Annotated in this window: 20 protein-coding genes and 1 pseudogene; 8 read left to right on the forward strand and 13 right to left on the reverse strand. The window is 75.3% G+C overall.

Annotated elements, in window-relative coordinates:
* Positions 1-33 precede the first annotated feature (33 nt).
* A complete protein-coding gene (locus tag CRP29_RS16035) occupies positions 34-2676 on the reverse strand; it encodes a putative bifunctional diguanylate cyclase/phosphodiesterase (protein ID WP_097196095.1) in 2643 nt (880 codons plus the stop codon).
* A gap of 115 nt (positions 2677-2791) precedes the next feature.
* On the opposite strand from CRP29_RS16035, the gene hrpB reads away from it, so the two are divergent.
* The 5 genes from hrpB (at position 2792) to CRP29_RS16065 (ending at position 9044) form a co-directional block, all read left to right on the forward strand.
* Positions 2792-5269 (forward strand): ATP-dependent helicase HrpB, encoded by a 2478-nt coding sequence (gene hrpB, locus CRP29_RS16040; protein ID WP_097196096.1) that lies wholly within the window; start codon positions 2792-2794, stop codon positions 5267-5269.
* A 37-nt stretch (positions 5270-5306) separates the two neighbouring features.
* Positions 5307-7142: a 4-alpha-glucanotransferase gene (gene malQ, locus CRP29_RS16045; protein ID WP_097196097.1), complete on the forward strand. Its 1836-nt coding sequence runs from the start codon at positions 5307-5309 to the stop codon at positions 7140-7142.
* Between the two features lie 60 nt (positions 7143-7202).
* A complete protein-coding gene (locus CRP29_RS16050) occupies positions 7203-7517 on the forward strand; it encodes a hypothetical protein (RefSeq protein WP_097196098.1) in 315 nt (104 codons plus the stop codon).
* A gap of 93 nt (positions 7518-7610) precedes the next feature.
* Positions 7611-7808: a hypothetical protein gene (locus CRP29_RS16055; RefSeq protein WP_097196435.1), complete on the forward strand. Its 198-nt coding sequence runs from the start codon at positions 7611-7613 to the stop codon at positions 7806-7808.
* Between the two features lie 456 nt (positions 7809-8264).
* Positions 8265-9044 carry a DUF998 domain-containing protein gene (locus CRP29_RS16065; RefSeq protein ID WP_245852881.1) on the forward strand — a complete coding sequence of 260 codons (780 nt, stop codon included), beginning with the start codon at positions 8265-8267 and terminating at the stop codon, positions 9042-9044.
* A gap of 36 nt (positions 9045-9080) precedes the next feature.
* Here the strand turns inward: CRP29_RS16065 and CRP29_RS16070 are convergent, their stop codons facing one another.
* From CRP29_RS16070 to CRP29_RS23340, 3 genes and pseudogenes are all read right to left on the reverse strand, one after another.
* The gene (locus tag CRP29_RS16070; RefSeq protein ID WP_097196099.1) at positions 9081-10091 is read right to left on the reverse strand and encodes an Acg family FMN-binding oxidoreductase; all 1011 of its coding nucleotides are present in this window, start codon (positions 10089-10091) and stop codon (positions 9081-9083) included.
* Between the two features lie 83 nt (positions 10092-10174).
* The gene (locus tag CRP29_RS16075) at positions 10175-11092 is read right to left on the reverse strand and encodes a DMT family transporter (RefSeq protein WP_097196437.1); all 918 of its coding nucleotides are present in this window, start codon (positions 11090-11092) and stop codon (positions 10175-10177) included.
* Between the two features lie 496 nt (positions 11093-11588).
* Positions 11589-11939 (reverse strand): annotated as a pseudogene (locus tag CRP29_RS23340) (SDR family oxidoreductase); the annotation flags it as partial.
* An 84-nt stretch (positions 11940-12023) separates the two neighbouring features.
* Between CRP29_RS23340 and CRP29_RS16085 the strand changes: the two are divergent.
* Positions 12024-13568 carry a helix-turn-helix domain-containing protein gene (locus CRP29_RS16085; RefSeq protein ID WP_217991626.1) on the forward strand — a complete coding sequence of 515 codons (1545 nt, stop codon included), beginning with the start codon at positions 12024-12026 and terminating at the stop codon, positions 13566-13568.
* A 115-nt stretch (positions 13569-13683) separates the two neighbouring features.
* Here CRP29_RS16085 and CRP29_RS16090 read toward each other — a convergent pair whose 3' ends face one another.
* A complete protein-coding gene (locus CRP29_RS16090; protein WP_245852883.1) occupies positions 13684-15498 on the reverse strand; it encodes a PucR family transcriptional regulator in 1815 nt (604 codons plus the stop codon).
* A gap of 401 nt (positions 15499-15899) precedes the next feature.
* On the opposite strand from CRP29_RS16090, the gene CRP29_RS16095 reads away from it, so the two are divergent.
* The gene (locus tag CRP29_RS16095) at positions 15900-16898 is read left to right on the forward strand and encodes an oxamate carbamoyltransferase subunit AllH family protein (RefSeq protein WP_097196100.1); all 999 of its coding nucleotides are present in this window, start codon (positions 15900-15902) and stop codon (positions 16896-16898) included.
* An 18-nt stretch (positions 16899-16916) separates the two neighbouring features.
* On the opposite strand, the gene CRP29_RS16100 is transcribed toward CRP29_RS16095, so the two are convergent.
* The 8 genes from CRP29_RS16100 to rpe are packed head-to-tail and all read right to left on the reverse strand — an operon-like array spanning position 16917 to position 22764.
* A complete protein-coding gene (locus CRP29_RS16100; RefSeq protein WP_097196101.1) occupies positions 16917-17390 on the reverse strand; it encodes an SSI family serine proteinase inhibitor in 474 nt (157 codons plus the stop codon).
* Between the two features lie 41 nt (positions 17391-17431).
* Positions 17432-18298 (reverse strand): ATP phosphoribosyltransferase, encoded by an 867-nt coding sequence (hisG, locus tag CRP29_RS16105; protein ID WP_097196102.1) that lies wholly within the window; start codon positions 18296-18298, stop codon positions 17432-17434.
* A gap of 38 nt (positions 18299-18336) precedes the next feature.
* Positions 18337-18600 (reverse strand): phosphoribosyl-ATP diphosphatase, encoded by a 264-nt coding sequence (locus CRP29_RS16110; protein WP_097196103.1) that lies wholly within the window; start codon positions 18598-18600, stop codon positions 18337-18339.
* The gene (gene ribH, locus CRP29_RS16115; RefSeq protein WP_097196104.1) at positions 18597-19118 is read right to left on the reverse strand and encodes a 6,7-dimethyl-8-ribityllumazine synthase; all 522 of its coding nucleotides are present in this window, start codon (positions 19116-19118) and stop codon (positions 18597-18599) included. Before ribH ends, CRP29_RS16110 begins: the two co-directional genes overlap by 4 nt.
* On the reverse strand, positions 19115-20428 hold the full coding sequence (locus CRP29_RS16120; protein WP_097196105.1) for a bifunctional 3,4-dihydroxy-2-butanone-4-phosphate synthase/GTP cyclohydrolase II: 1314 nt from the start codon (positions 20426-20428) through the stop codon (positions 19115-19117). Before CRP29_RS16120 ends, ribH begins: the two co-directional genes overlap by 4 nt.
* Entirely contained in the window at positions 20425-21033 is a 609-nt protein-coding gene (locus CRP29_RS16125) for a riboflavin synthase (RefSeq protein ID WP_097196106.1), read from the reverse strand. Before CRP29_RS16125 ends, CRP29_RS16120 begins: the two co-directional genes overlap by 4 nt.
* 1 nt (position 21034) lies before the next feature.
* Positions 21035-22096 (reverse strand): bifunctional diaminohydroxyphosphoribosylaminopyrimidine deaminase/5-amino-6-(5-phosphoribosylamino)uracil reductase RibD, encoded by a 1062-nt coding sequence (gene ribD / locus CRP29_RS16130; protein WP_245852885.1) that lies wholly within the window; start codon positions 22094-22096, stop codon positions 21035-21037.
* Entirely contained in the window at positions 22093-22764 is a 672-nt protein-coding gene (gene rpe / locus CRP29_RS16135; RefSeq protein ID WP_217991627.1) for a ribulose-phosphate 3-epimerase, read from the reverse strand. The genes ribD and rpe overlap by 4 nt, the downstream gene beginning before the upstream one ends.
* A gap of 88 nt (positions 22765-22852) precedes the next feature.
* Between rpe and CRP29_RS16140 the strand changes: the two genes are divergently transcribed.
* Positions 22853-24331, forward strand: coding sequence for an aldehyde dehydrogenase family protein (locus CRP29_RS16140; RefSeq protein ID WP_097196107.1), 1479 nt, complete (start codon positions 22853-22855; stop codon positions 24329-24331).
* The last annotated feature ends 32 nt before the right edge of the window (positions 24332-24363 follow it).

The following is a 24363-nucleotide window of genomic DNA, read 5'->3' on the forward strand; positions in this document are numbered from 1 at the left end:
TGTGCCGCCCGCCCGCTGGGGCCGGCGCCTGCCTCAGCGCGCGGCGGCCGCCAGCGGCGGGGAGCCCAGGAGCAGCCGCGCGGCCTCGTCGGCCTCCAGGGGCGGGGCGAACAGGTAGCCCTGCGCCAGCTCGCACCGCGCGGCGGCGAGCTGGTCGCGCTGCACCGCCGTCTCGACGCCCTCGGCCACGATCTCGAGGTCCAGGGTGCGCCCGAGGTCGATCAGACCGCGGACGATCGGCGGCAGCTCGTCGCTCTGGATGGTCGAGATGAACGAGCGGTCGATCTTCAGCACGTCGACGGTGAACTGCCGCAGGTAGCTCAACGAGGAGTAGCCCGTCCCGAAGTCGTCCAGCGCCAGCCGCACGCCCAGGGCCCGCAACGCGGCGAGCCGCTCGGCGGCGCCGTCCGGGTCGCGGACGAGGGCGGTCTCGGTGACCTCCAGGATCAGCGCCGACGCGGGCAGCCCGCTGGCGGCCAGCGCCTCGGTGATCTGCCCGACCAGGTCGGGCGAGGCCAGCTGCACGGCGGAGACGTTGACGGCCATGGTGAGCTCGCTACCGCCCGACCGGCGGCGCCACTCGGCCGCGGTCGCGCAGGCCTCGCGGAGCACCCAGGCCCCGATCTCACCGATGAGGTCGAGATCCTCCGCCACGGGCACGAACCGGTCCGGCGAGATCGGGCCGAGGGTCGGGGAGCTCCAGCGCAGCAGCGCCTCGAACCCGACGACGGTGGAGCCGGCCAGCCCGACGACGGGCTGGTAGACCAGCCTCAGCTGGCCGCCCGCGAGCGCGCCCTGCAGCTCGCGCTCGAGCTCGCGCCGCTCGACCACGGCCGCCCGCATGCTCGGATCGAAGACGACGACCCGACCGCGACCGGCCGACTTGGCCGCGTACATCGCGATGTCGGCGTCCCGCACGAGCGAGTCGCTGGATGCGTCGTCGTCGCTGATCGAGACACCGACGCTGCCGGACACGGCGACGACCTGGTTGCCGATGCGGACCGGCCCGCTGAGGGCCGTCAGGACGCGGTCCCCGGCCGCCCGTGCCTCGTCCGGGCCGGTGATCTGCTCGACGAGGATCGCGAACTCGTCCCCGCCGAGGCGGGCCAGGGTGTCCCCCGTGCGGACGGCGGAGGAGAGCCGCTCGGCCACCTGCTGGAGCAGCACGTCGCCGGCGTGGTGACCCAGGGTGTCGTTGACGTGCTTGAAGCCGTCGAGGTCGATGAAGACGACCGCGGCGGCGTCCCCCCGCCGCGCGTTGTGCCGCAGCGCCTGCTCGACGCGATCGGCGAACAGGGCACGGTTGGCCAGGCCGGTGAGGCCGTCGTGGAACGCCTGGTGGGCGAGGGTCTGCTCGGCCCGCTTGCGCTCGGTGATGTCCGTGGCGTGGACGACGATGCCGCGGACGTCGGGGTCGTCGGTCAGGTCCACCAGGCGCACCCCCAGCCACAGCTCCTGCCCGTCCACCTGGCGGGGCAGCTCGGCGCTGACGACGGAGCCACCAGCGGCCAGGACGCGCTCGAAGACGACGCGCGCCTCCTCCATGCGCAGGCCGGTGCTGGCCAGCAGGTCGGCGAGGCCGCCGTCGCCGGCGTGCGCCGACCCGAGCAGGCCGGCCAGGCGGGAGGTGTCGCTGCGCAGCCGACCGGACCGGTCGACCACGATGACGGCGTCGGAGGAGTGCGCCGCGAGCGCGGCACTGTGCCGCGCCCGGGACCGCACCGTCTCGCGGGCACGGCCCTCGGCCTGCAGCAGCCGCACGGTGCGGGCGAAGACGAGCGCCACCAGCGCGAACGTCGCCGCGTACATCGCGAGCGGGCTCTCCGGGGCATCGGTGAGGTCGTTGACCAACTCGAGCGAACCGGGCACCAGGAGCGCCCCGAGGGACACCGCCAGGCGGCCGATCCCGTCGCCGCGGACCGCGGTCGCCTCCACGGGCGCCGTCGACCGGCCGGGCTGCACGGCGACCGCGAGCAGGACCGCGCCGAGCATCCACCCGCCGTCCAGCAGCCCGGTGGTCGAGGCCTGGTCCGAAGCCACCAGGTAGCCCAGGTCGGACACCAGCCAGCACATCGCTCCCCCGGCCAGGGCGAGCGCGCGACGATCGGTCCGGCCCCCCGCCATGACCAGGCGGAACACCAGCGCGATCAGAGCCGCGTCCAGCGCGGGGTACAGGGTCCACACCGCGCGGATGCCCAGCGACACGGAGTCGTCGCCGACGGTCTCGGCGATGGAGAGGTGCCACATCAGCAGGAGGGCGGCGACGAACACGACCGTCGCGTCGATCCAGCTGTCGATGCGCTGCCTGCCGGGCTGGTCGGCCTTCCGCGCGAGCACCGTCAGCCCGAGACCCAGGGCCGCGTAGCCGGCCAGGTACGCCAGGTCGGCCACCGACACGTCCGGCTCGCGACCCACCCACACCAGCCACTGCCAGATGAGGTCGCCGAGCGAGGACAACGTCAGCCCGACGGCGATGAGGACCGCGGCGAGGCGCTCGGTCGCCCTCCGGAGCCACCACCACGCCATCGCTGCCGCGGTCCAGACCACCACCAGGTAGACCACCTGGGCGGCCAGGGTGCCGGCGATCGCGCCGTAACCGGCGAGCAGCACCGACGCGGCGGCCGCCCAGGCGGCGTACGGCAGCAGCCGCCGCCGTCCCGTGGCTCCGTGCTCCATCGCGTCCCGCTTCCGTCGCAGTCCTCCCCGACGTCGGCGTCGCGGAGCACCCGCTGAAGCCGGCCCGCGAGCGACCGCCCCCGATGGGGTGAGCCGCCTCCGCGACACTGGGCCCGTGCTGCCACCGCCCGGGACGCCGGGGACCGACCTGCCGGTGCGCGCCGTGCTGCCCGAGCTCGCCGACGCCCTGGCAGCGCGCGGCAGCGCCGTCCTCGTCGCCCCGCCCGGCACCGGCAAGACGACGCTCGTCCCGCTCGCCCTGGCCGGCAGCCTGCCCGGCCGGATCGTCGTGGCCGAGCCGCGCCGGGTGGCCGCCCGGGCCGCGGCGCGCCGGATGGCCGCCCTGCTCGGCGAGCCCGTCGGGAACCGGGTCGGCTACAGCGTGCGCGGGGACAGCCGGCGCAGCGCCGGCACCCGCGTCGAGGTGGTCACCACCGGGCTGCTGGTCCGCCGCCTGCAGGCCGATCCGGAGCAGGCCGGCGTCTCCGCCGTCGTCCTCGACGAGTGCCACGAGCGCCACCTCGACACCGATCTGGCGCTCGGGTTCGCCCTGGACGTCCGCGGCACCCTCCGCCCGGACCTGCAGCTGCTGACCATGTCCGCCACCGCGCAGGCGGGGCGGCTCGCCCAGCTGATCGGGGACGGTGAGCCGGCTCCCGTCGTGGCGGCCGCCGGGACGCTGCACCAGGTCGACGTCGTCTGGGCGCCGCCGACCGGCCCGGTCGACCCGCCGCACGGCCTGCGCGTCGACCCCCGGCTGCTCGCGCACGTCGCGGCCACCGTCCGCCGGGCGCTGGCCGAGCGCACCGGCGACGTCCTCGTGTTCCTGCCCGGTGCCGGGGAGATCGGCACGGTCGCCCAGCAGCTGAGCGGGCTGGACGCCGACGTCCTGCCGCTGCACGGGCGGCTCCCGCCGGCCGCGCAGGACGCCGCGCTGCAGGCCGGCCCCCGCCGTCGCGTCGTCCTCGCCTCGGCGCTGGCGGAGAGCAGCCTGACCGTGCCGGGCGTCCGCGTGGTCGTCGACGCCGGCCTGGCCCGCGTGCCGCGTGCCGACCTCGCGCGCGGGCTGGGCTCGCTGGTCACCGTGCGGGCGTCGCGGGCCGCGGTCACCCAGCGCGCCGGCCGCGCCGGGCGGGAGGGCCCGGGTGCGGTCTACCGCTGCTGGACCTCCGCCGAGCACGACCGGCTCCCGGCCCACGACGAGCCGGAGGTGGCCGTCTCGGACCTCACCGCCTTCACGCTCGAGCTGGCCTGCTGGGGGGCGCCCGGCGGAGCCGGCCTCGCGCTGCTGGATCCCCCGCCACCGGCCGCGCTGCTCGTCGCGGGCCAGGCGCTGCGCACCCTCGGCGCGGTGGACGACGCCGGGCGGGCGACCGCCCGGGGGCGCGCGCTGACCGCCGTCGGCGTGCACCCGCGGCTGGCCCGCGCCCTGCTCGACGGCGCTCCGCTCGTGGGTCGCCGGCGCGCGGCCGAGGTGGTCGCGCTGCTGTCGGCGGACCTGCCCATCCGCAGCGACGACCTCCTGGCGACCTGGCGGGAGCTGCGCTCCGGTGCCGACCGCGGCGCCACGGCGCGCTGGAAGGACGAGGTCACCCGGCTCGAGCGCTCGGTCGACGACGTCGCTCCGCCGCGCATCCCCGACGACACCGCGGCGGGTCTCGTGGTCGGGCTGGCCCATCCCGAGCGGCTCGCCCGGCGGCGGCCGGACGGCGGCACCTACCTGATGGCCGCCGGGACGGGGGCGGAGCTGCCGCCCGGCACGGCGCTGTCGGGGGCGCCGTGGCTGGCGGTCGCCGTCGCCGACCGCTCCCCCGGCCGCAGGGACGCGCGGGTGCGGTCCGCCGTCGCGGTCGACGAGGCGACCGCGCTGGAGGCCGGCGGCCCGCTGCACACCGACGGCGACGAGGTGGCCTGGCGCGACGGCGACGTCCGCAGCGCACGCGTGGAGCGGCTGGGCGCGATCGTGCTGGCCGAGCGCCCCGCCCGCGATCCCGATCCGTCCGCGGCGGCGGCCGCGGTCGCCGAGGGGCTGCGCCGGGAGGGCCTCGGCCTGCTCACCTGGACGCCCGCGGCCACGCGGCTGCGCGCCCGGCTGGCCGCCGCGCACGCCGGGCTCGGCGAGCCGTGGCCCGCGGTCGACGACGAGGCCCTGCTCGCCGGCATCGACGTCTCCGGTGCCCGTCGGCGCGCCGACCTGGCCCGCATCGACCTGGTCGCCGCCCTGCGGGCGCTGGTGCCGTGGCAGCTGTCCGGCGACCTCGACGCCGTCGTCCCGGACGCCGTGACCGTCCCGACCGGCTCGCGGATCCGGATCGACTACACCGATCCGACCGTTCCGACCCTGGCGGTCCGGGTGCAGGAGGTCTTCGGCTGGGCGACCGCGCCGCTGGTGGCCGGCCGCCCGCTACGGCTCGAGCTGCTCTCCCCCGCGCGCCGCGTCGTCGCCACCACCGCCGACCTGGCCGGCTTCTGGGTCACCGGCTACCCCGCCGTCCGCAGCGAACTCCGCGGGCGGTACCCGCGCCACCCCTGGCCGGAGGATCCGGCTGCCGCGCCGGCCACGAAGCGAGCTGCCCCACGCTCCCGCTCCTGAGACTGCGCGCTGCCCCGCGCCCGGCGAGGATCACCCGGTGACACGCACACCGACGACGGACGACTGGGGCATCGATGCGAGCTGGCTGGACGCGCTCGACGAGGAGCACGAGGTAGCGCAGGAGACGATCGACCGGCTGCGCGAGATCATCGGGAGGCCCCCGGCAGACCTGGAGGAGCGCGCACCCATCGTCGCCCGGCCCGGGGACGCCCTCGAGGTCGACGCCATCGACGTCATCTGCGAGGACGGCGAGGTCCGGTCCGTCGACGGTTCCCTCCCCGCCGACTTCCCGCTCGGCTACCACTGGTTCCAGTCCCCCGAGGGCCGCCGTCGCCGGCTGATCGTCTCCCCCGGCCGCTGCTGGCTGCCCGAGCAGCGGAGCTGGGGCTGGGCGGTGCAGCTCTACGCCGCCCGCAGCCGGGAGAGCTGGGGCATCGGCGACCTCGCCGACCTGCGCAGCATCCGCCGCATGGCCGCCGACCAGGGCGCCGGGTTCGTGCTCATCAACCCGCTGCACGCCGTGGCGCCCGTCCCGGAGCAGGAGGCGAGCCCCTACCTGCCGGCCACCCGCCGCTTCCTCAACCCCATCTACCTCCGCGTACCCGAGGTGCCGGGGGCGGAGACCGTCGACCTCGAGGAGGACGCCGGGCGCGCGCTGAACGACGGCGAGCTCATCGACCGCGACGCCATCTGGGCCCGCAAGCGCGAGGTGCTCATGCGGATCTTCTTCGCCCACGGCGGCGGCGAGGCGTTCGGGCGCTGGCGGGAGGAGCAGGGACAGACCCTGCAGGACTGGGCCACCTGGGCGGCGATCAGCGAGGAGCACGGCGCCGACTGGCACACCTGGCCCGAGGAGCTGCGGCGCCCGGGGAGCCCGGCGCTGACCACCTACGTGGAGCAGCACGGCGCCGTCGTCGCCTTCCACGCCTGGCTGCAGTGGGCCCTGGAGCTGCAGTTGACCGCCGCCACCGACGGCATGACGGTGATCCAGGACCTGCCGATCGGCTTCGCCGGCGGCGGCGCCGACGCCTGGACGTGGCAGGACGTGCTGGCCGACGGCGTGAGCGTCGGTGCGCCGCCGGACGCGTTCAACAGCCAGGGGCAGGACTGGGGCTCGCCGCCGCTGATCCCGTGGCGGCTGCGCGACGCCGACTACGAGCCGTTCATCCAGTCGATCCGCGCCACCATCTCCGGCGCCGGCGGCCTCCGGATCGACCACGTGATGGGCCTGTTCCGGCTCTGGTGGGTGCCCCGCGACGGCACCGCCGCCGACGGCGCCTACGTGCGCTACCCGGCGGAGGACCTGCTCGGCATCGTCGCGCTGGAGAGCTACCGGGCGCAGGCCCTCGTCGTCGGCGAGGACCTCGGCACCGTCGAGGACGGCGTGCGGGAGGCCATGGCCGAGCACGGCGTGCTCTCCTACCGGCTGCTGTGGTTCGAGGACGACGAGCCCGCGACCTGGCCGGCCGAGGCGATGGCCGCGATCACCACCCACGACCTGCCGACGGTCGCCGGGCTGGTCGGTGGCGCGGACCTCGCGGAGCAGCGGGAGCAGGGCACCGGCACCGAGGAGGAGCTGGCGCGCGGCCGCTCCTCCCTGCTCGAGCACCTGCCGGGCGTGGCCGAGGGCTCGTCGGCGGAGGCGGCGGTGGAGCGGGCGCACCAGCTCCTCGCCCAGGCGCCGTCCCTGCTCCTGTCGGCGACCCTGGACGACGCGGTGGGCGCGCCGCGCCGGCCCAACATGCCCGGTGCCGGCGGCCGGCCCAACTGGTCCCTGCCCCTGCCGGTCCCGGTCGAGGACCTGCCCGGGCACCCTCTGCTGCGGGCGGTGGTCCGCACCCTCGCCGACGGGGTGACGCGCGGGACGGACTGAGGCTCCGACCCGCCCTGCCCATGTATCGAACACACGTTCGATCCGTGCGATGCTGGTCGGGTGGCCGGAGGGATGCAGCGGGGTGGGTCGGGGCGGTCCCTGGCCGAGCGCGCGGCCCTCTCCGGCGCCGTGCCCGACGCTCCCGTGCCGCCTCCCGCGCGTCCTGCCGCGCCGCCCCCCGGGCGGGGCGGCGAGGGGCGGCACTGCTGGGTCCACGACCCGCCGGACGCCCCGGGCACCTGGCCGGGGCTGCTCGTCGAGTGGCGACAGCAGGAGAGCGGCTGGCAGGGCCGGGTGACCTACGCGGTGCCCGGGCCGGCGGGACCGATGCTGGTCGAGAGCTGGCTGCCGGCCGCCCGGCTCGAACCGCGCTGACCACGGTCGCGGGATTGGGCCGGACGGTCCCTGGCTATGGGCCGGAGGACCGTGGAACCGATGGACCGGAACGCCGATGGACGGAGCACGTCGATGACCTCCCCCGACCAGCCGAACCTCGACGACGTGATCGTCCCCGAGGAGAACGTCACCCGAGACCGCACGCAGCACGCGAAGGACCCGCACCCGGACGACGAGGTGCTCGCGCACCGCACCGAGCAGGAGCGCCAGGCCGTGGGTTCCGACGACGCGGACCCGCTGGGCGCCGAGCGGCACCCGGCCACCGACTGAACTCCGCCCGCTCCCCCGCCGTGGCCCGGTTGCAGGCCGGCGACGTCGCCGGCTGGCTGATCAAGAGCACCCGGGCCCCGGCGGAGATCGACCCGGAGTGGGCGCCGGACGCCGAGCGGGAACTGACCCGCTGCGTCCGGCGCTCCTACCGGCTCGCGCTCGTCTCCCCCGGCCAGCCGGTGGTGCTGTGGGTCAGCGGTCGCGTCGCACCCGGTGTGCACGCCGTCGGCACCGTCACCGCCCCGCCGCGGGAGCCCGACGACCCCGGCGACGACCGCCCGGTCCTCCCCGTCCGCCTGACCCGGCTGGCCGGCCCGGTCGAGCGTGCCGAGCTCCTGCACGACCCGCTCTTCCGGGACGCCGAGGTGCTGCGCATGCCCGCCGGCAGCAACCCCTCGTGGCTGACCGCGGAACAGCTCGGCACGGTGCTCGGGCGGGCCTTCCCGTGCTGGGACCATGGGCACCGTGACTTCCGACCGACTCCGCTGGGGCGCCCTCACCGGGCTCCTGACGCTGCAGTTCTTCGTCGTCGAGACCGTGGTGCAGTTCCGGGGCGAGGGCTACTCCCGCGCCGACGACGTCATCAGCGACCTCGGCGCCACCACCTGGCCCGGCCACCAGGCGATGAACGCCTCCTTCGTGGTGCAGGCGGCGCTGATCCTGGGCGGCGCCGTGCTGCTCCTGCCCACGCTGCGGGCCGGCGCGGGCCGGGTGGCGGCCTACCTGTTCGGCCTCGCCGCCGTCGGCGTGCTGCTGGTGGGCGTCCTGCCGTCGGACCGCTCCGACACCTGGCACGGCGTCGGGGCGACCCTCTACCTGGTCGGGGGCGCGCTCGGGCTGATCGCGCTGGCCTACGCCCTGCGCCCGCGCTCGGAGCTCCTGGGCTCGACGCTGGTCGTCCTGGGCCTGGTGGGCACCGCCGCGACGGCGTTCTTCCTCACCGGCGTCGACGTCCTCGCCGAGGGCGCCACCGAGCGCGCCGCCGCCTACGTGCTGCCGATCGGGCTGGCCGTGGCGGGAGCCGCACTGTGGCGGTCCGGCGACGCCACCCCGCCCGGGGACGGCGACCGGCCCTCCCGCCGCGAGCAGCGGGCCGCCGCCCGCGCCGCCGCCGCCGAGCGCGCCCGTGAGCGCGATGCGGCGGTGGAGGCCGCCGCCCGGCGGTCCGAGGGCAGCGCCCCCGCGGACGACTTCGACGCCGACGACCCGTGGGCGTCGACCGGCCGTACCGACTGAGCCGCGCCGCCGAGCCGCGCCGACCGAGCCCCGTGCTCAGCCGGCCGGCGAGACCGTGAGCACCTCGCCCACCGGCCGCCGTCCGCTGACGGAACCGGCCGCCGTCCCCTCCCGTGGATAGCCCATGCGCAGCAGCATCTGCGGATGCCCGACGAGCGAGAGCCGCGAGCGCATCCGGGTGCGCGTGGCCGGCCAGTCCAGCGCCTGGGTGAGCGGCGAGGCGGCCACACCGTCGGCGGTGGCCACCAGCAGCACCCGACCCAGCGCCCGGCCCGCCTGCAGCCAGGCGTACCGGTCGTCGCCGTCGGTGCCCATCAGCACGACGGTGGGCCGCTCGACGTCGGGTGGCGGCGCATCCGGGTCGACCGGCGCCCCGGCATCGTGGCCGCGGGTACCCACGACGAAGTCGCGGATGGACCAGTTCGAGGGACGGCCGTGCGGATCCCCGGCCGGTACCGCGCCGACCGGCACGCCGTCGACCGCGCCCGGGTCGGTGCGCACCCACCGCTGCAGCTCGGCGAGGTAGGCGGGGTCCCCCTGCTCCATCTCCTCCGCCCGGTCGATGAGGAAGACCGTGGCGACCTCCTCCTCCGAGCGCGTCACCGGCTTGAACCAGGTGCCGAACGCCGCCGCCTCGGCCTGCAACCGGTCCAGGAGGCCGGCCGGCACGATCCGGGGCTCGAAGGGGTCGCGCACCGTGTGCCGGTGCCCGATCGCCGCGGCGAGGGCGGCGTCCTCGTCGGTGGGCACGATCGCGCCGATGACCCGCACGGTCGCGAGGTGGTCGGGATCGGCGTCGTCCGTGAGCAGTTCCACCTCGCTGAGCACTCCGGCCGCCGCCAGGGCCACGACGGCGAACTCGACGGCGATGCCGCAGCTGATCACCTGCTGGCGCTGGGTCGGGTCGAGCACCGGCAGCGCGCGGGCGCGGTCGAGGAACACGTCGAGCTGGTCGGCCGTGGCGGTGAACCGCCAGGGCTGGGTGTTGTGGATCGAGGGCGCCCGCGTGGCCGCTTCCACCACCGTCGCCCACTGCTGCTGCTCCACCGTCGTACCTCCCGGTCGTGTGCACGGTGCCTGGTGACTGGTGCCTGCCTACCCCATGCGCGCGTCGCGACCTACGGCGGAGGTCAGCCGGCGACCACGGCCTCGGGCTGCGGGGTTCGCGGGCGGCGGGTGCCGCGCCGGGACAGCGCCACGCCGGCGAGGCAGACCGCACCTCCGACGACGGCCAGGGCCGGGGGCACCTCGTCCAGGAGCAGCCAGCCCAGCGCGATCACCAGCGGCGGCACCAGGTAGGTGGTGACGCCGAGCCGGCCGGCGTCCATCCGGGTGAGGGCGTAGGCCCAGGTGCTGAACGCCAGCGCCGTCGGCACCACGCCCAGGTAGACCATGCCGGCGACCGAGCCCGCGGAGGCGGTGCCGAGGTCGCGCACCAGCGCACCCGCCCACGGCAGGCAGCAGAGCGCGCCGATGGCGCAGGCGGTGAAGGTCACCTGCAGGCCGGGGAGGCGGCCCAGCAGCGGCTTCTGCGCGACGACGCCGATCGCGTAGGTCACCGCGGCGACGACGCAGAGCGCGACCCCGACGAGGTCGACGTCGGCGCCTCGGGTGGCCAGACCGATGAGCAGCACGCCCACGAAGGCCACCGCGACGCCGACCACCAGCCAGCGCGGGAAGCCCTCGCCCAGCAGCCAGCCGGCGAGAAGGGCGATGAGGATCGGCCCGATGTTGACCAGCATCGCGGTGGTGCCCGCGTCGAGGTGCTGCTCGGCGGCGTTGAGCGCGACGTTGTAGACGCCGAACCAGCCGATGCCGCACACGGCGAGCAGCGCCCACTCCCGGCGGTCCGGGGCCACCCATCCGCGGCCGGCCAGGAGGACGGCGAGCACCGCGGTGCCGACCAGCAGGCGGCCCAGCGCCAGGGCGCCGGGTGACACGTCCTCCCCCACGCCGCGGATGGCCACGAAGGCCGATGCCCAGGAGAGGACCGTGACGCCCACGGCCAGGACGGTGCGGCCCGTGGGCGGGGCAGCCGGAGAGCTCACGAGCGCACGGTAGGCGACCGGTCCGACGGTTCTCCGGCGGATTCCGGACACCGCACCGGGACGGCGGTCCGGATGCGGTCGTCGGCAGGAACGCCGCGGTCAGCCCCGCAGGGTGCTCGGCGTAGGTGCGCCGGCCGCGGGCTCCGCCGCTCGGCAGCGCGGCGCCGTCCCGCAGCACCGAGCTCATTCGGCCGGGCACCGGCGTCGCCACCACGCGCGCGTTCGGTGCCCGCTCGGCGGCCCACGCACGGGCCAGCTCGGCCGCGGTGAGCGCCTCCGGTCCGCCGAACTCGACCACCCCGCCCGACGCCGGGGCGGCGCAGAGACCGGCGATGTGCGCCGCGACCTCGCCGACGTCCACCGGCTGGAGGCGCCAGCCCATCGGTACCGGCAGCACGGGCCCGCGCCGGGCCGTGTCGAGGAGCTCGTCGACGAAGTCGTGGAACTGGGTCACCCGCAGCAGGGTGACCGGCAGCCCCGAGGCGAGCAGCACCTGCTCGGCGGCGAACTTCGCCCGGTAGTAGCCGAACGGGATCCGGTCGACGCCGACGATGGAGACGTAGACGAGGTGCCGCAGCCGGTCCCGGTCCACGGCCTGCACCAGCCGGCGGGTGCCTGCGACGTCGACCTGCCACGGATCACCGCGCGGATCGCTGGCGGCGTGCACGACGACGTCCGCCCCGGCCAGCGCCGCCGGCAGGTCGAAGCCGGTGGCGAGGTCGCCCCGCACCCCGCCCGGCCCGGTGCCCCGCCGCGACATCTGCCGCACGATGACGCCGTCCTCCCGGAGCCGTGGGACCAGGCGTGAGCCGAGCCGGCCGGTGCCGCCGGTGACGAGGACGTCCATCGGACCATCCTGGCCCGGAAAGTCTCCGACCGGCACCCGGCCCGGCGCGAACTCGGTATCTCACAGACGAGATAATGTGGTCGGGTGACGGCGACCGACCTCTCCCCCGACACCGCGATGCGCCGGATCGGCGCGCTGGTCCGTGACGCCCGGCGGCACCGCGGCATGACCCAGCAGCAGCTCGCCCACCGGCTGGGCACCAGCCAGAGCGCGGTGGCCCGCATCGAGCAGGGCAACCAGAACCTGACCCTCGAGCTCCTGGGCCGGCTCTCCGCGGCCCTGGAGAGCGAGCTGATCAGCGTCGGCCCGGCCGGTCCCACCCACCTGCGGGTCACCGGCGGCCGGCTGCTCAGCGGCAGCGTGGCGGTGAAGTCGTCGAAGAACGCCGCCGTCGCCCTGCTCTGCGCCGCCCTGCTCAACCGGGGCCGGACGACGCTGCGCAACGTGGCCCGCATCGTCGAGGTCGAGCGGATCCTCGACGTGCTCCGCTCGATCGGCGTCTCGGCGACCTGGGACGACGCCGGGCACGACCTCACCCTCGTCGTCCCGGACGAGCTGGACCTGGCCGGGATCGACGCCGACGCCGCGCGGCGGACCCGCAGCATCATCATGTTCCTGGGCCCGCTGCTGCACCGGGCGCCGGAGTTCGAGCTGCCCTACGCCGGCGGCTGCGACCTCGGCACCCGCACCGTGCAGCCGCACATGATCGCGCTGCGGCCCTTCGGGCTCGAGGTGGAGGCGCGGGCCGGCGAGTACCACGCCACGGTCACCCCGACCGGCGCCACCAGCCGCACCATCGTGCTGACCGAGCGCGGGGACACCGTCACCGAGAACGCGCTGCTCGCCGCGGCCCGCGCCGAGGGCACGACGACCATCCGCAACGCGAGCTCCAACTACATGGTCCAGGACCTCGTCCTGTACCTGCAGTTGCTCGGGGTGGAGATCCAGGGCCTCGGGACGACGACGCTCACCGTGCACGGCCGCCCGGTGCTGGATGCCGACGTGGACTACACGATCAGCGAGGACCCGGTCGAGGCGATGAGCCTGCTGACCGCCGGCATCGTCACCTGCTCGGAGCTGACCGTCCGGCGCGCGCCGGTCGAGTTCCTGGAGATCGAGCTGGCGGTGCTGGCCGAGATGGGGCTGCGCTACGAGGTCTCCCCGGAGTACCTGGCCGACAACGGGCACACCCGGCTGGCCGACATCACGATCCACCCCTCGCAGCTGCGGGCGCCGATCGACAAGATCCACCCGATGCCGTTCCCGGGCCTCAACATCGACAACCTGCCGTTCTTCGCGGTCATCGCCGCGCAGGCCGAGGGCTCGACGATGATCCACGACTGGGTCTACGACAACCGGGCCATCCACCTCTCGGACCTGACCCGGCTGGGCGCCGACGTGCGGCTGCTCGACCCGCACCGCGTGCTGGTCGACGGGCCGACCCGGTGGTCCAGCGCCGAGGTGGTCTGCCCGCCCGCCCTGCGCCCCGCGGTCTGCATCCTGCTGGCGATGCTCGCGGCCAAGGGCACCTCGGTGCTGCGCAACGTCGACATCATCGCCCGCGGCTACGAGCACCTCTACGAGCGGCTGGTCGAGATCGGCGCCGCCATCGAGGTCTTCCACGACTGACCGCTGCCCACGCCATGATCAGGTGACCTGATCATGGCGCTTCCTCCCTCACCGCCCACCGTGAGGGAGGACGCGCTGCGGCGAGGGAGGACGGCGCGGCGCGGTCGGCCCGTGCTCAGAGCAGCGCGTCGAGGCCGTCGTCCGGCGGCGGCGTCATGCCGGCCTCCAGCGGCGGGCGGTGGGGCTGGTCCAGCCCGCTCATCCGGGCGGCGTGCAGCGCCAGCAGCAGGTTCAGCCGCAGGTGGGGATCGCTGGTGAACGGCCCGAGCATGCGCTCCAGCTTGCCGATCCGGTAGCGCATCGTGTTGTAGTGGAAGTGCAGCCGGCGGGCGGACTCCGCCACGTTGAGGTTGGTCTCCAGCAGCACCAGCAGCGTCTCGCGCAGGTCGGCCGAGTCCGCGTCCGTCGCGTCGGCCAGCGGGCCGAGCACCTCGTCGACGTAGGACCGCAGCTCGGTGCTGTCCGGGATCAGCGACAGCAGCCGGAACACCCCCAGCTGGTCGAAGTGGGTGACCGACGCGCCGCCCTGGATCTCCTGGCCGACGCCCAGCGCGCGCTGCGCCTGGCGGTGCGCCTCGGCGAGCTCCGAGAGCGAGCCGGCCGGCCGGCCGATGCCCGTGCCCAGGACGCGGCCCAGCCGGCGCAGCCGTCCGTTGACCCGTGAGCTGACCGCCGCGACGAGCGCGGACACCTCGTCGGGGGTCCGGCCGTCCAGGGGCAGGAGGGTGACGATCTCTGTCGCCAGCCCGGCGACGGCGGCCCCGGCGACCTCGGACTCCAGCGCCGACCGCCAGCCGTCGGCCAGCCGGTCGAGCACGTCGAGGGCACGGGTGGGATCCCCGGCGGCGTCGGCGACGGTCTCGGTGGCGGTGACCAGCACCGCGACCGGGCCGTCCAGCCGCCAGCCGAACGACCGGGTGTAGGCCAGCGTCCGCTCGGTGTGCCCGACCGAGCCGCCGACCAGCCGCCGGACCAGGTCCCCCTGGAAGCGCAGCTCGACGGAGTGGACCGCCTGCAGGCGGATGACCGACAGGGCGGCGATCACCGCCGCGCGCTCCAGCACGCCGCCGGCGCCGACCATCATCGCCCCGGTCCGGTGCACCGCGACCAGCCAGCCGTGCCGCTGGTCACCGGCCATGATCGGGGCCACGGCGTACTCCCCCACGCCGCCGGGCAGCTCGTGGTGACCGGGGACGAGCAGGATGCCGTCGGCCGGCGAGAGGTCGGCGTCGGCCAGCACGTCGGCGGGCGTGACCACGGTGCGGTCGGCCCGCACCCCGGCCAGCCGGCGGGAGGGCGTCAGCTCGGCCAGGGCGTCGTCCGCGGCGGCGTCCAGCAGCCACAGCCAGTCGCTGATCTCGGCGACGTCGTCCCGGGGGCCGGCGCTGGTGACCACCTCGCGGTCGGGCCCCAGGCCCAGCACCGCGGCGCCCTCCAGCATCACGGCGAGCCGTTGGGTGACCTCGGCGAGACCGCCACCGGTGAGCGCCACCTCCATGAACTGGTCGTCCATGCGGGAGGAGAGCGCGAGGGCCTCGCCCTGCTTGGTGACGACGGCGCCCAGCACCTCGGAGACGATCTCGTCGAGGCGGACCGTCTGCGGCAGGGCCAGCACCGGCAGGCCGCGGCGATCGGCCTCGGCGAGCACCTCCGCGGGCACCGGCGGCGGCCCCTCCGTGCGCCGGTAGGCGAGCGCGGCCGTGCCCATCGAATCCAGCCGCTCGACCAGCGCCCGGCAGTTGACCGGATCGGCGGGAGGCAGCCGGGCGCCGAGGACGACGAGGACGTCGACCCCCGCGGCGGCCAGCGGGTCGGCCGGGTTGTCCACGACCATGTGGCGGACCGAGCGTGCGAGCCCTCCGGCGCCTGCGACCACCGACGATCCGGCCAGCCCGGGGAGGTCCAGCACGTCCTCGATGGTGAGTCCCATGCGCTCCTGCCAGCTGCCGCGCTCGGTCCGGGACGGGTCGGCGCGCGCCGGTTCCTCGACCGCCCAGTTACGTCGAAACGGTACCGTTCCGTCACGCTGCGTGGCCGACATCGCCGAGGTGTCACTCTGGGTCACGATGCGTCCCTCTCTAGTCGCCAACGTGGCCGTCGAGTCGCGGAAGTCTGTCAGGACTCCTTGAACGGCGACATCCATTCTTGGCGAGTTTCGCCATAAGAGGGCGTGCGACGCGCCGCATAGGTTCGAAGCCCGCTCAACCCGCTCGCAGCGATGCTAGGCCGTCACCCGGAACCCGGCGGCACCTGCCCTCTGCGGACGAGCCGAGCGGAGCCCGGGCGGGGCCGCTCCGACCCCGTCCGACGCCCCTCCGGCGAAGGGCCACCATGCGCACCATCGACGAGACCACCGGCCGTGACACCCGCTCGCATACGACGGCGGCGCCCAGCCGCGCCGCGCGAGCCGGAGTCCCCACCATCCCCCTCCCCCGCGGGTCGGCCGCGGCCACCGCACACCCCTCGCACCCGGCGCGGCAGGTCACCCCCGTGCCGGCGGCGGCCAGCACCGGCGTGACCGCGCTGCTGCGCGGGCCGGTCCGCCGCGCCCGCATCGTCGCGAACACCCCGACCGGCGTGTACCTGCACGTGCCGGGCGAGCGCGACGGCGACGTCGTCGCCGTCCTCACGAGTGACGCGGCACGCCACCCGCTGGGCTGCATCCTGTTCCGTCCGAGCTCCGGGCGTCCGCTCGTGTCACCGAACGCCGCGGCCGAGGTCGGGGGCGGCCGGATCGTCGTCGGCGACCTCACGGTGAGCGCCGCGGCGTGGTGGGACCCGCGCCCCCGGCTGCCCAGCGTCCGTCCCGCGCTGCTCCCCGAGGGCGTGCGCCAGTTGCGCACGACCCTCTACGGGGAGGGGGTCCCGCACAGCGCCTTCGCGCTCCCGGGGCTGCCCACCGGCCCCGGCGGGCCGCTGGCGGCGCTGCGCGGAGCGGTCCGCCGCGCGGATCTCGACGCCGCGCTGCGCACCGCCACGCGGCTCATCGGCGTCGGCCCGGGCCTCACGCCGGCCGGTGACGACGTCATGGCCGGCACGGTCGCCGGGCTGGTCCTGCTCGGGCACCCCGCCGCGCCCCGCTTCGCCGCCGGCGTCACCGCACTGGCCGCCTGCCGCACCACCGAGCTGTCCCGGGCCCTGCTGCGGCACGCCGCCGCCGGGCGGGTCAGCGGCGAGTACGCCGCCGTGCTGCACGCCCTGGTCGGCGAGGGCGCGCTGGCACCGGCGGTGGAGGCGATGCTCACCTCCGGCCCGACGGGCAGCCGCGCCACGGCCCTGGGCCTGTGCACGGCGATCGACCTGGTCGAGCGCACCACGCGGGGGCGCTGAGCGGTCGGCTGCGGGGAGTCAGCCCGCGGGGGCGGGCACCAGGGGAACGAGGGCGTCCCACTGCGCGATGCGGCAGGCGTCGACGCGGGAGAGCGCCAGGTCCACCGGCTCGCCGCCCCAGCGGCCGAGCACCCGCGCGGTCTCCGGCCCGCCGTAGACCTGCGCGCACATCACGTCATCGGACAGCGGGGCGAAGGGACGCTCCAGGCCGGCCAGGTGGTCACAGGCGGCCTGCGCCGATGGATGGCTGCCCTCCACGAACCCGACGCAGGTCAGCGTCCAGGTCGCGGGGAGGCTGCCGTCGCCGAGGTCGATCTCCAGCTGCAGGTCGTTGTCGGCCTGGGAGATCCCGCCCCCCGCCGGGTCGGGTGCGCTCGTCCCCTCCGGAACCGGGTTCGTCGGGGCGGCCGCGTCCTCGCCGTCGTCGGCGGAGCCGCACGCCGAGAGGGCCAGCACGGCGACGGGCACGAGGAGCAGCAGCAGTCGGCGCATGTCCGTCCTGACGATCGAGGGCCCCGGAGAGTGCCCCGGGATCAGAGCCGGGAGGCGTGGATGCTGGTGACGAGGATGGCCCGGGCGCCGAGCTCGTAGAGCTCGTCCATGATCTGGTTGGTCTGGCTGCGCCGCACCATCGCGCGGACCGCCGACCAGCCTCCCCGCTGCAGCGGGCTGACCGTGGGGCCCTCGATGCCGGGCGTGATCGCCGTGGCGCGGGCCAGGATCTCGTCCGGGCAGTCGTAGTCGAGCATCACGTACTGGCGGGCCACCAGGACGCCCTGGAGCCGGCGCCGCAGCTGGGCCACCGCCGGGATCTCCTGGGCCCCCTCGCGGCCCACCAGGATCGCCTCGCTGGCCAGCACGGGCTCGCCGATGATGTGCAGCCCCGCCGCGCGCAGCGTCGTCCCGGTCTCGACGACGTCGCAGACCGCGTCGGCCACACCCAGCGCGCACGCGGTCTCGACGGCTCCGTCGAGCTTGACGACGTCGGCCTTGACGCCGGACTCCTCGAGGGAGCGCTGCAGCAGGACCGGGTACGCGGTGGCGATGCGCTTGCCGGCGAGCTGGTCGACGGACTCGATGCCCGAGCCGACCGGTGAGGCGAACCGGAAGGACGAGCGGCCGAAGCCCAGCGGCATGACCTCGACGGCGGTCGGGCCCTCCCCCTCGGCCGGCGCGGTCTCCAGCAGCATGTCGCGCCCGGTGATGCCGACGTCCAGCGTGCCCGCGGCGACGTAGACGGCGATGTCCCGCGGCCGGAGGTAGAAGAACTCGGTGTCGTTGTCGGGGTCGTAGACCACGAGGTCCTTGGTGCTCCGCCGCATGCGGTAGCCGCTCTCGGCGAGCATCTCCGCCGCCGGCTCGCTCAGGACGCCCTTGTTGGGCACGGCGATGCGCAGCACGGGAGAACTCCTCGGGAAGGGCGGGAAACGCGGGAAGATCAGAGGTGAGCGTAGACGTCGTCCAGGGTCAGGCCCCGGGCGAGCATGAGCACCTGCACCCGGTAGAGGAGCTGGCTGATCTCCTCGGCCGTCCGCTCCTCCCCTTCGTGCTCGGCCGCCATCCACGACTCGGCCGCCTCCTCGACGACCTTCTTGCCCGCGGCGTGCACGCCGTCGCGCACGGCGGCGACGGTGCCCGAGGCGGGGTCGCCGTCGGCGACTTTGGCCGCGAGCTCGGCGAACAGGGCGTCGAACGTCTTCACGAGCGGCCTCCGGCAGGGGTCACGGTGAACCCGGTGGTGTGCTGCGGGCGGCGCACGTCGCGCAGCGTCAGGGCGGTGGCCAGGGCGGCGACCGCGGCCTCCCAGCCCTTGTCCTCGGCGGAGCCCGGCAGCCCGGCGCGGTCGCGGGCCTGCGCCTCGGTGTCGCAGGTGAGCACCCCGTTGGCCACGGGGGTGCCCGCGTCCAGCGCGACCCGCGTCAGGCCGGCGGTCACCGCGTCGCAGACGTACTCGAAGTGCGGCGTGCCCCCGCGGACGACCACCCCGAGGGCGACGACGGCGTCATGCCGCTCGGCGAGCGCCTGGGCGACGACCGGCAGCTCGACGGCGCCGGGCGCCCGCACCACGGTCGGCTCCGCGACCCCGCTGGCCCGGGCGCCGGCCAGGGCGCGCGCCAGCAGGCTGTCGGTGATCTCGGCGTGCCACGTCGTGGCCACGATGCCCAGCGTCAGGCCCGCGGCGTCCACCGGCTCGACGACGGGGGCCCCGGATCCACTCACGAGGGCTGCTCGTCGACGCGCAGGGGCACGTTGGCCGGGATGGGGTCGGCGTGCACGGGCTCGCCGGCGACCTCCACCCCGGGCTCGATGATGTCGAGCAGGTGGCCCATCCGGTCCCGCTTGGTGCGCAGGTAGCCGAGGTTCTGCGTCGTGACGTGGCTGGGCAGCCCCACGCGGCCGAGCACCTTGAGGCCGTAGCCCTCCAGCCCGGCCCGCTTGGCCGGGTTGTTGGTCAGCAGCCGCATGGTGTGCACGCCCAGGTCGACCAGGATCTGCGCGCCGGTGCCGTAGTCGCGGGCGTCCGCCGGCAGGCCCAGGTCGAGGTTGGCGTCGACGGTGTCGGCGCCGAGGTCCTGCAGCTGGTAGGCCTGCAGCTTGTGCAGCAGGCCGATGCCACGGCCCTCGTGGCCGCGGATGTAGAGCACGATCCCGCGGCCCTCGTCGGCGACGGCCTGGAGCGCGGCCTGCAGCTGGGGGCCGCAGTCGCAGCGCAGCGAGCCGAAGACGTCGCCGGTGAGGCACTCGGAGTGCACGCGGACCAGGACGTCCTCGCCGTCTCCGATGTCGCCGTAGACGAAGGCGACGTGCTCGCGCTCGTCGTAGGAGCTGCGGTAGCCGACGGCGGTGAAGGTGCCGGGGGCGAGCGGCACGACCGCCTCGGCGACCCGCTCGACCAGCTTGTCGAAGCGCTTGCGGTAGGCGATCAGGTCCGCGATCGAGACCATGACCAGGTCGTGCTCGTCGGCGAAGATGCGCAGCTCCTCGCCGCGCGCCATGCCGGTGGGGTCCTTCTCGCTGACGATCTCGCACAGCACGCCCGAGGGGCGCAGCCCGGCGAGCACGGCGAGGTCCACGGCGGCCTCGGTGTGGCCGGGCCGGCGCAGCACGCCGCCGTCCTTGGCGCGCAGCGGCACCACGTGGCCCGGGCGGGAGAGGTCGCGCGACGTGGCGTCCTCGGCGGCCAGCATCCGGATCGTCGTGGCCCGGTCGGCCGCCGAGATGCCGGTGGTGACGCCCTCGCGGGCGTCCACGGTCACGGTGTACGCGGTGCCGAGGCGGTCCTGGTTCACCCGGTGCATGGGCGGCAGGTCCAGCCGGTCGGCGTCGGCCTCGGTGACGGCGACGCAGATGTAGCCCGACGTGTACCGGACCATGAACGCCACGAGATCGGGGGTCGCGAGCTCCGAGGCGAAGATCAGGTCGCCCTCGTTCTCGCGGTCCTCGTCGTCGATCACGACGACCGGGCGGCCGTCCTTGATCGCGGCGATCGCGGTCTCGATGCTGTCCAGACGGGTCAAGGGTGTGGTCACCGACGTGCCTCCAGCAGTCGCTCGACGTACTTGGCGATCACGTCGACCTCCAGGTTGACGGGGTCCCCCGTGGCGCGCGTGCCCAGCGTGGTCTCGCGGAGGGTGGTGGGGATGAGGCTGACCTCGAACCAGGGCTCGGGGTCGCTGGCGGCGCTGACCGCGCTGACGGTCAGGGAGACGCCGTCGACGGCGATGGAGCCCTTCTCGACGACGTAGCGGGCCAGGTCCGCGGGCAGGCCGATCCGGAAGACCTCCCAGTGGGTGCTGGGCTCGCGGGTGAGCACGGTCCCGACGCCGTCGACGTGCCCCTGCACCATGTGCCCGCCCAGGCGGGTGTGGGCGGTGACGGCGCGCTCCAGGTTGACCCGGCTGCCCTGTTCCGCCTTGCCGAGGCTGCTGCGGCGCAGGGTCTCGGCCATGACGTCGGTGGTCCAGACGCCGTCCTCGACGTGCGTGACGGTCAGGCAGACGCCGTTGACCGAGATGGAGTCGCCGAGGGCGACGTCCTCGAGCACCTTGTGCGCACGGATCTCCATCCGGGCGGCGTCGGTCTGCTCCTCGCGGACCACGAGCGTGCCCACCTCTTCCACGATGCCGGTGAACACCTCAGCTCCCTTCCCGGACGGACTGTCGTCCCCCAGTGTGCCGGGTGGGCCTGAGCCGGAGCTGCACGTCCCCACCCGACGGGAGGATCTCGACGGTCTCGAACTGCAGCGCATCGGCGATCGCCGTGATTCCCAGGTCGCCCACCAGGGAGGGGCCGGCGCCCAGCAGCTTCGGCGCGAGGTGGACCGCGACCTCGTCGACGAGCCCGGCCCGGAGGAAGGCGGCGGCCAGGGTCGGGCCGCCCTCCAGCAGCACGCGGCGGACGTCGCGCTCGTACAGCTCGGCCAGCAGCTCGGCGGGGCCCGCGGCCCGGCTGACGAGCGTGGGTGCGGCGTCGTCGAGCACGCGGGCGGTCTCCGGCACCCGGCCCCGGCGGTCGACGACCACCCGCAGCGGCTGACGTCCGGCGTTCCGGCCGTCGGCGTCGCGCACGGTGAGCTGGGGGTCGTCGGTCACCGCCGTACCCGAGCCGACGACGACGGCGTCGCAGGTGGCCCGCAGCCGGTGGACGGCGGCGCGGGTCTGCTCGCCGGTGATCCAGCGGCTGCTGCCGTCGGCGGCGGCCACCCGCCCGTCCAGGGTGGCGGCGACCTTCCAGATCACCTGGGGCCGCTGCTCGCGCACGCCGGTCAGCCAGGGGCCCAGGGCGCCGAGCTCGGCCTCGTCCTGCTCGACACCGAGCTCGACCTCGATGCCGGCAGCGCGCAGCCGGTCGGCTCCCCCGACGGCCAGCTCCGTCGGCTCGGGGACGGCGACGACGACGCGGGCCACGCCGGCGGCGATCAGGGCGTCGGCGCAGGGGCCGGTGCGGCCGGTGTGCGCGCACGGCTCGAGGGTGACGACGGCGGTGCCGCCCCGGGCCCGCTCCCCCGCTGCGGCCAGCGCCTGCACCTCGGCGTGCGGACCACCGGGCGGCTGCGTGGCGCCCTCGCCGGCGACCGAACCGTCGGCGGCCAGCACCACCGCGCCCACGGCCGGGTTGGGGCTGGTCGTGCCGAGCACGGCGGCGCCCAGCTCGCGGGCGCGGAGCATGGCGGAGCGCTCGGCGGAGGTGACGGTCACCCGCGCATCGCCGCGGCGGCCTGCGCGCGCAGGGCGGCGATCGCCTTCGACGGGTCCTCGGCGCCGTAGACGGCCGAGCCCGCCACGAACATGTCGACGCCGGCCTCGGCGGCCTGCTCGATGGTGTCGGCGTTGATGCCGCCGTCGATCTCCACGATCAGGGTGAGGTGCCCCGCGTCCACGAGCTCGCGGGCCTTGCGCGCCTTGGGCAGCACGTCGGCGATGAACGACTGGCCGCCGAAGCCGGGCTCGACGCTCATCACGAGCAGGGTGTCGAAGTCGGGCAGCACGTCGAGGTAGTCCTCGAGCGGAGTGCCGGGCTTGATCGCCAGGCCGGCCAGGGCACCGGCGGCCTTCAGGTCGCGGGCGACGGCGCGGGGGTCGGTGCAGGCCTCGGCGTGCACGGTGACGTTGCGCGCGCCCATCTCGGCGTACCCGGGCGCCCAGCGCTCGGGGTTGTCGATCATGAGGTGGCAGTCCAGCGGCACGGGGCTGACCGCCTGGATCGCCTGGGCGACCGGCAGGCCCAGGGTCAGGTTCGGCACGAAGTGCGCGTCCATGACGTCGACGTGCAGCCAGTCGGCGTCGGCGACGCGCTGCACCTCGGCCGCGAGGTTGGCGAAGTCGGCGGAGAGCAGGCTGGGGGCGATCATCGGCTGCCGGGACACGCAGGGAGTCTAGGTGGGCGGCGAACGGCGACTGTCGCCGCTGCGCGGAGGACGTGTCCGTCGTGCGCGACCGGGTAGGGCCCCGCCCATGGCTTCCGACACCTCCGCCCCCGCCCGCTACGACGGCTTCGACCGGATGCCGATCGCCGGCACATGGCGCGCCGGCCGGGCCGGGAAGACCGCGACCGACACCGATCCCTACACCGGCGAGACGCTGACCGAGATCCCGCTGGCGAACGCCGAGGACGTCGACGAGGCCTACGCCCGGGCCAAGGAGGCGCAGCGGGACTGGGCGGCGCGGCTGCCCTCCGAGCGCGCCGAGGTGATGCGCCGCGCGGCCCGGATCATGGAGGAACGCCGCGACGAGATCGTCGACTGGCACATCCGCGAGTCCGGCGCCGCAGCCCCGGCCGCCGAGTTCGAGTACGCGATCACGCTGCGCGACTTCCACGAGGCGTCGTCCTACCCGTACCGGGTGGAGGGCCGGATCCTGCCGGCCGACGTCGAGGGCAAGGAGAGCCGCGTCTACCGCCGTCCCGTCGGCGTGGTCGCGGTGATCAGCCCGTGGAACGTCCCGATGCACCTGTCCAACCGCTCGGTCGCGCCGGCGCTCGCCCTGGGCAACGCCGTCGTCCTCAAGCCGGCCGGGGACACCCCGGTGACCGGCGGCCTGCTGCTGGCCAAGGTCTACGAGGAGGCGGGCCTCCCCGAGGGCCTGCTGTCGGTGGTCATCGGGTCGGGGAGCGACATCGGCGACGCGATCGTCAGCCACCCGACCCCGCGGGTGGTGTCGTTCACCGGCTCGACTCCGGTCGGCAAGGGCATCGCGGAAAAGGCGGGCCTGAAGAAGCTCTCGCTGGAGCTGGGCGGCAACGGGCCGCTCGTGGTGCTGGACGACGCGGACCTCGGCTACGCGGTGGACGCGGCGATCTTCGGCAAGTTCTTCCACCAGGGCCAGGTCTGCATGATCACCAACCGGATCGTCGTGGACGACGCGGTGCACGACGAGTTCGTGGAGCGCTTCGTCGAGCGTGCCCGCGCGCTGAAGGCGGGCGACCCCCGCGAGTCGGACACGGTCATCGGGCCGATCATCAACAGCGGCCAGCTCGAGGGCATCCAGGAGAAGATCGCGCAGTCGCGTGCCGACGGCGCGCAGCAGCTGCTCGGCGGCGACCCGACCGGCCCGATCGGCTCGGTGCTCCCCGCGCACGTGCTCCTGGGCGACAACTCGGTGACCAGCGCCCGGCAGGAGATGTTCGGGCCGGTCGTGACGATCATCCGGGCGCGCGACGAGGACGACGCCCTGGCGATCGCGAACGACACCGAGTACGGCCTGTCGAGTGCGGTGTTCACCGAGGACACCCTGCGCGGCGTCCAGTTCGCCCTGCGGGTCGAGGCCGGGATGACGCACGTCAACGACTCCCCGCTCAACGACGAGAACAACACAGCCTTCGGCGGCGAGAAGGACTCCGGGCTGGGCCGGTTCGGTGGCGAGTGGGCGATCGAGGAGTTCACCACCGACCACTGGGTGAGCGTCCAGCACACCAAGCGGAAGTTCCCCTTCTGACCGGCCCCTGACCGGCGGAAACTGTCGGATCC

It is taken from the genome of Blastococcus aggregatus (assembly GCF_900221005.1).
Classification (GTDB): Bacteria; Actinomycetota; Actinomycetes; order Mycobacteriales; family Geodermatophilaceae; genus Blastococcus; species Blastococcus aggregatus.

Bases quoted from the DNA above. Each gene is read 5' to 3' on its own strand.
- CRP29_RS16035 (WP_097196095.1), bottom strand. From the start codon at position 2,676: ATGGAGCACGGAGCCACGGGACGGCGGCGGCTGCTGCCGTACGCCGCC.
- CRP29_RS16055 (WP_097196435.1), top strand. From the start codon at position 7,611: ATGACCTCCCCCGACCAGCCGAACCTCGACGACGTGATCGTCCCCGAG.
- CRP29_RS16100 (WP_097196101.1), bottom strand. From the start codon at position 17,390: ATGCGCCGACTGCTGCTGCTCCTCGTGCCCGTCGCCGTGCTGGCCCTC.
- CRP29_RS16065 (WP_245852881.1), top strand. From the start codon at position 8,265: ATGGGCACCGTGACTTCCGACCGACTCCGCTGGGGCGCCCTCACCGGG.
- CRP29_RS16095 (WP_097196100.1), top strand. From the start codon at position 15,900: ATGCGCACCATCGACGAGACCACCGGCCGTGACACCCGCTCGCATACG.
- CRP29_RS16090 (WP_245852883.1), bottom strand. From the start codon at position 15,498: ATGGGACTCACCATCGAGGACGTGCTGGACCTCCCCGGGCTGGCCGGA.
- CRP29_RS16140 (WP_097196107.1), top strand. From the start codon at position 22,853: ATGGCTTCCGACACCTCCGCCCCCGCCCGCTACGACGGCTTCGACCGG.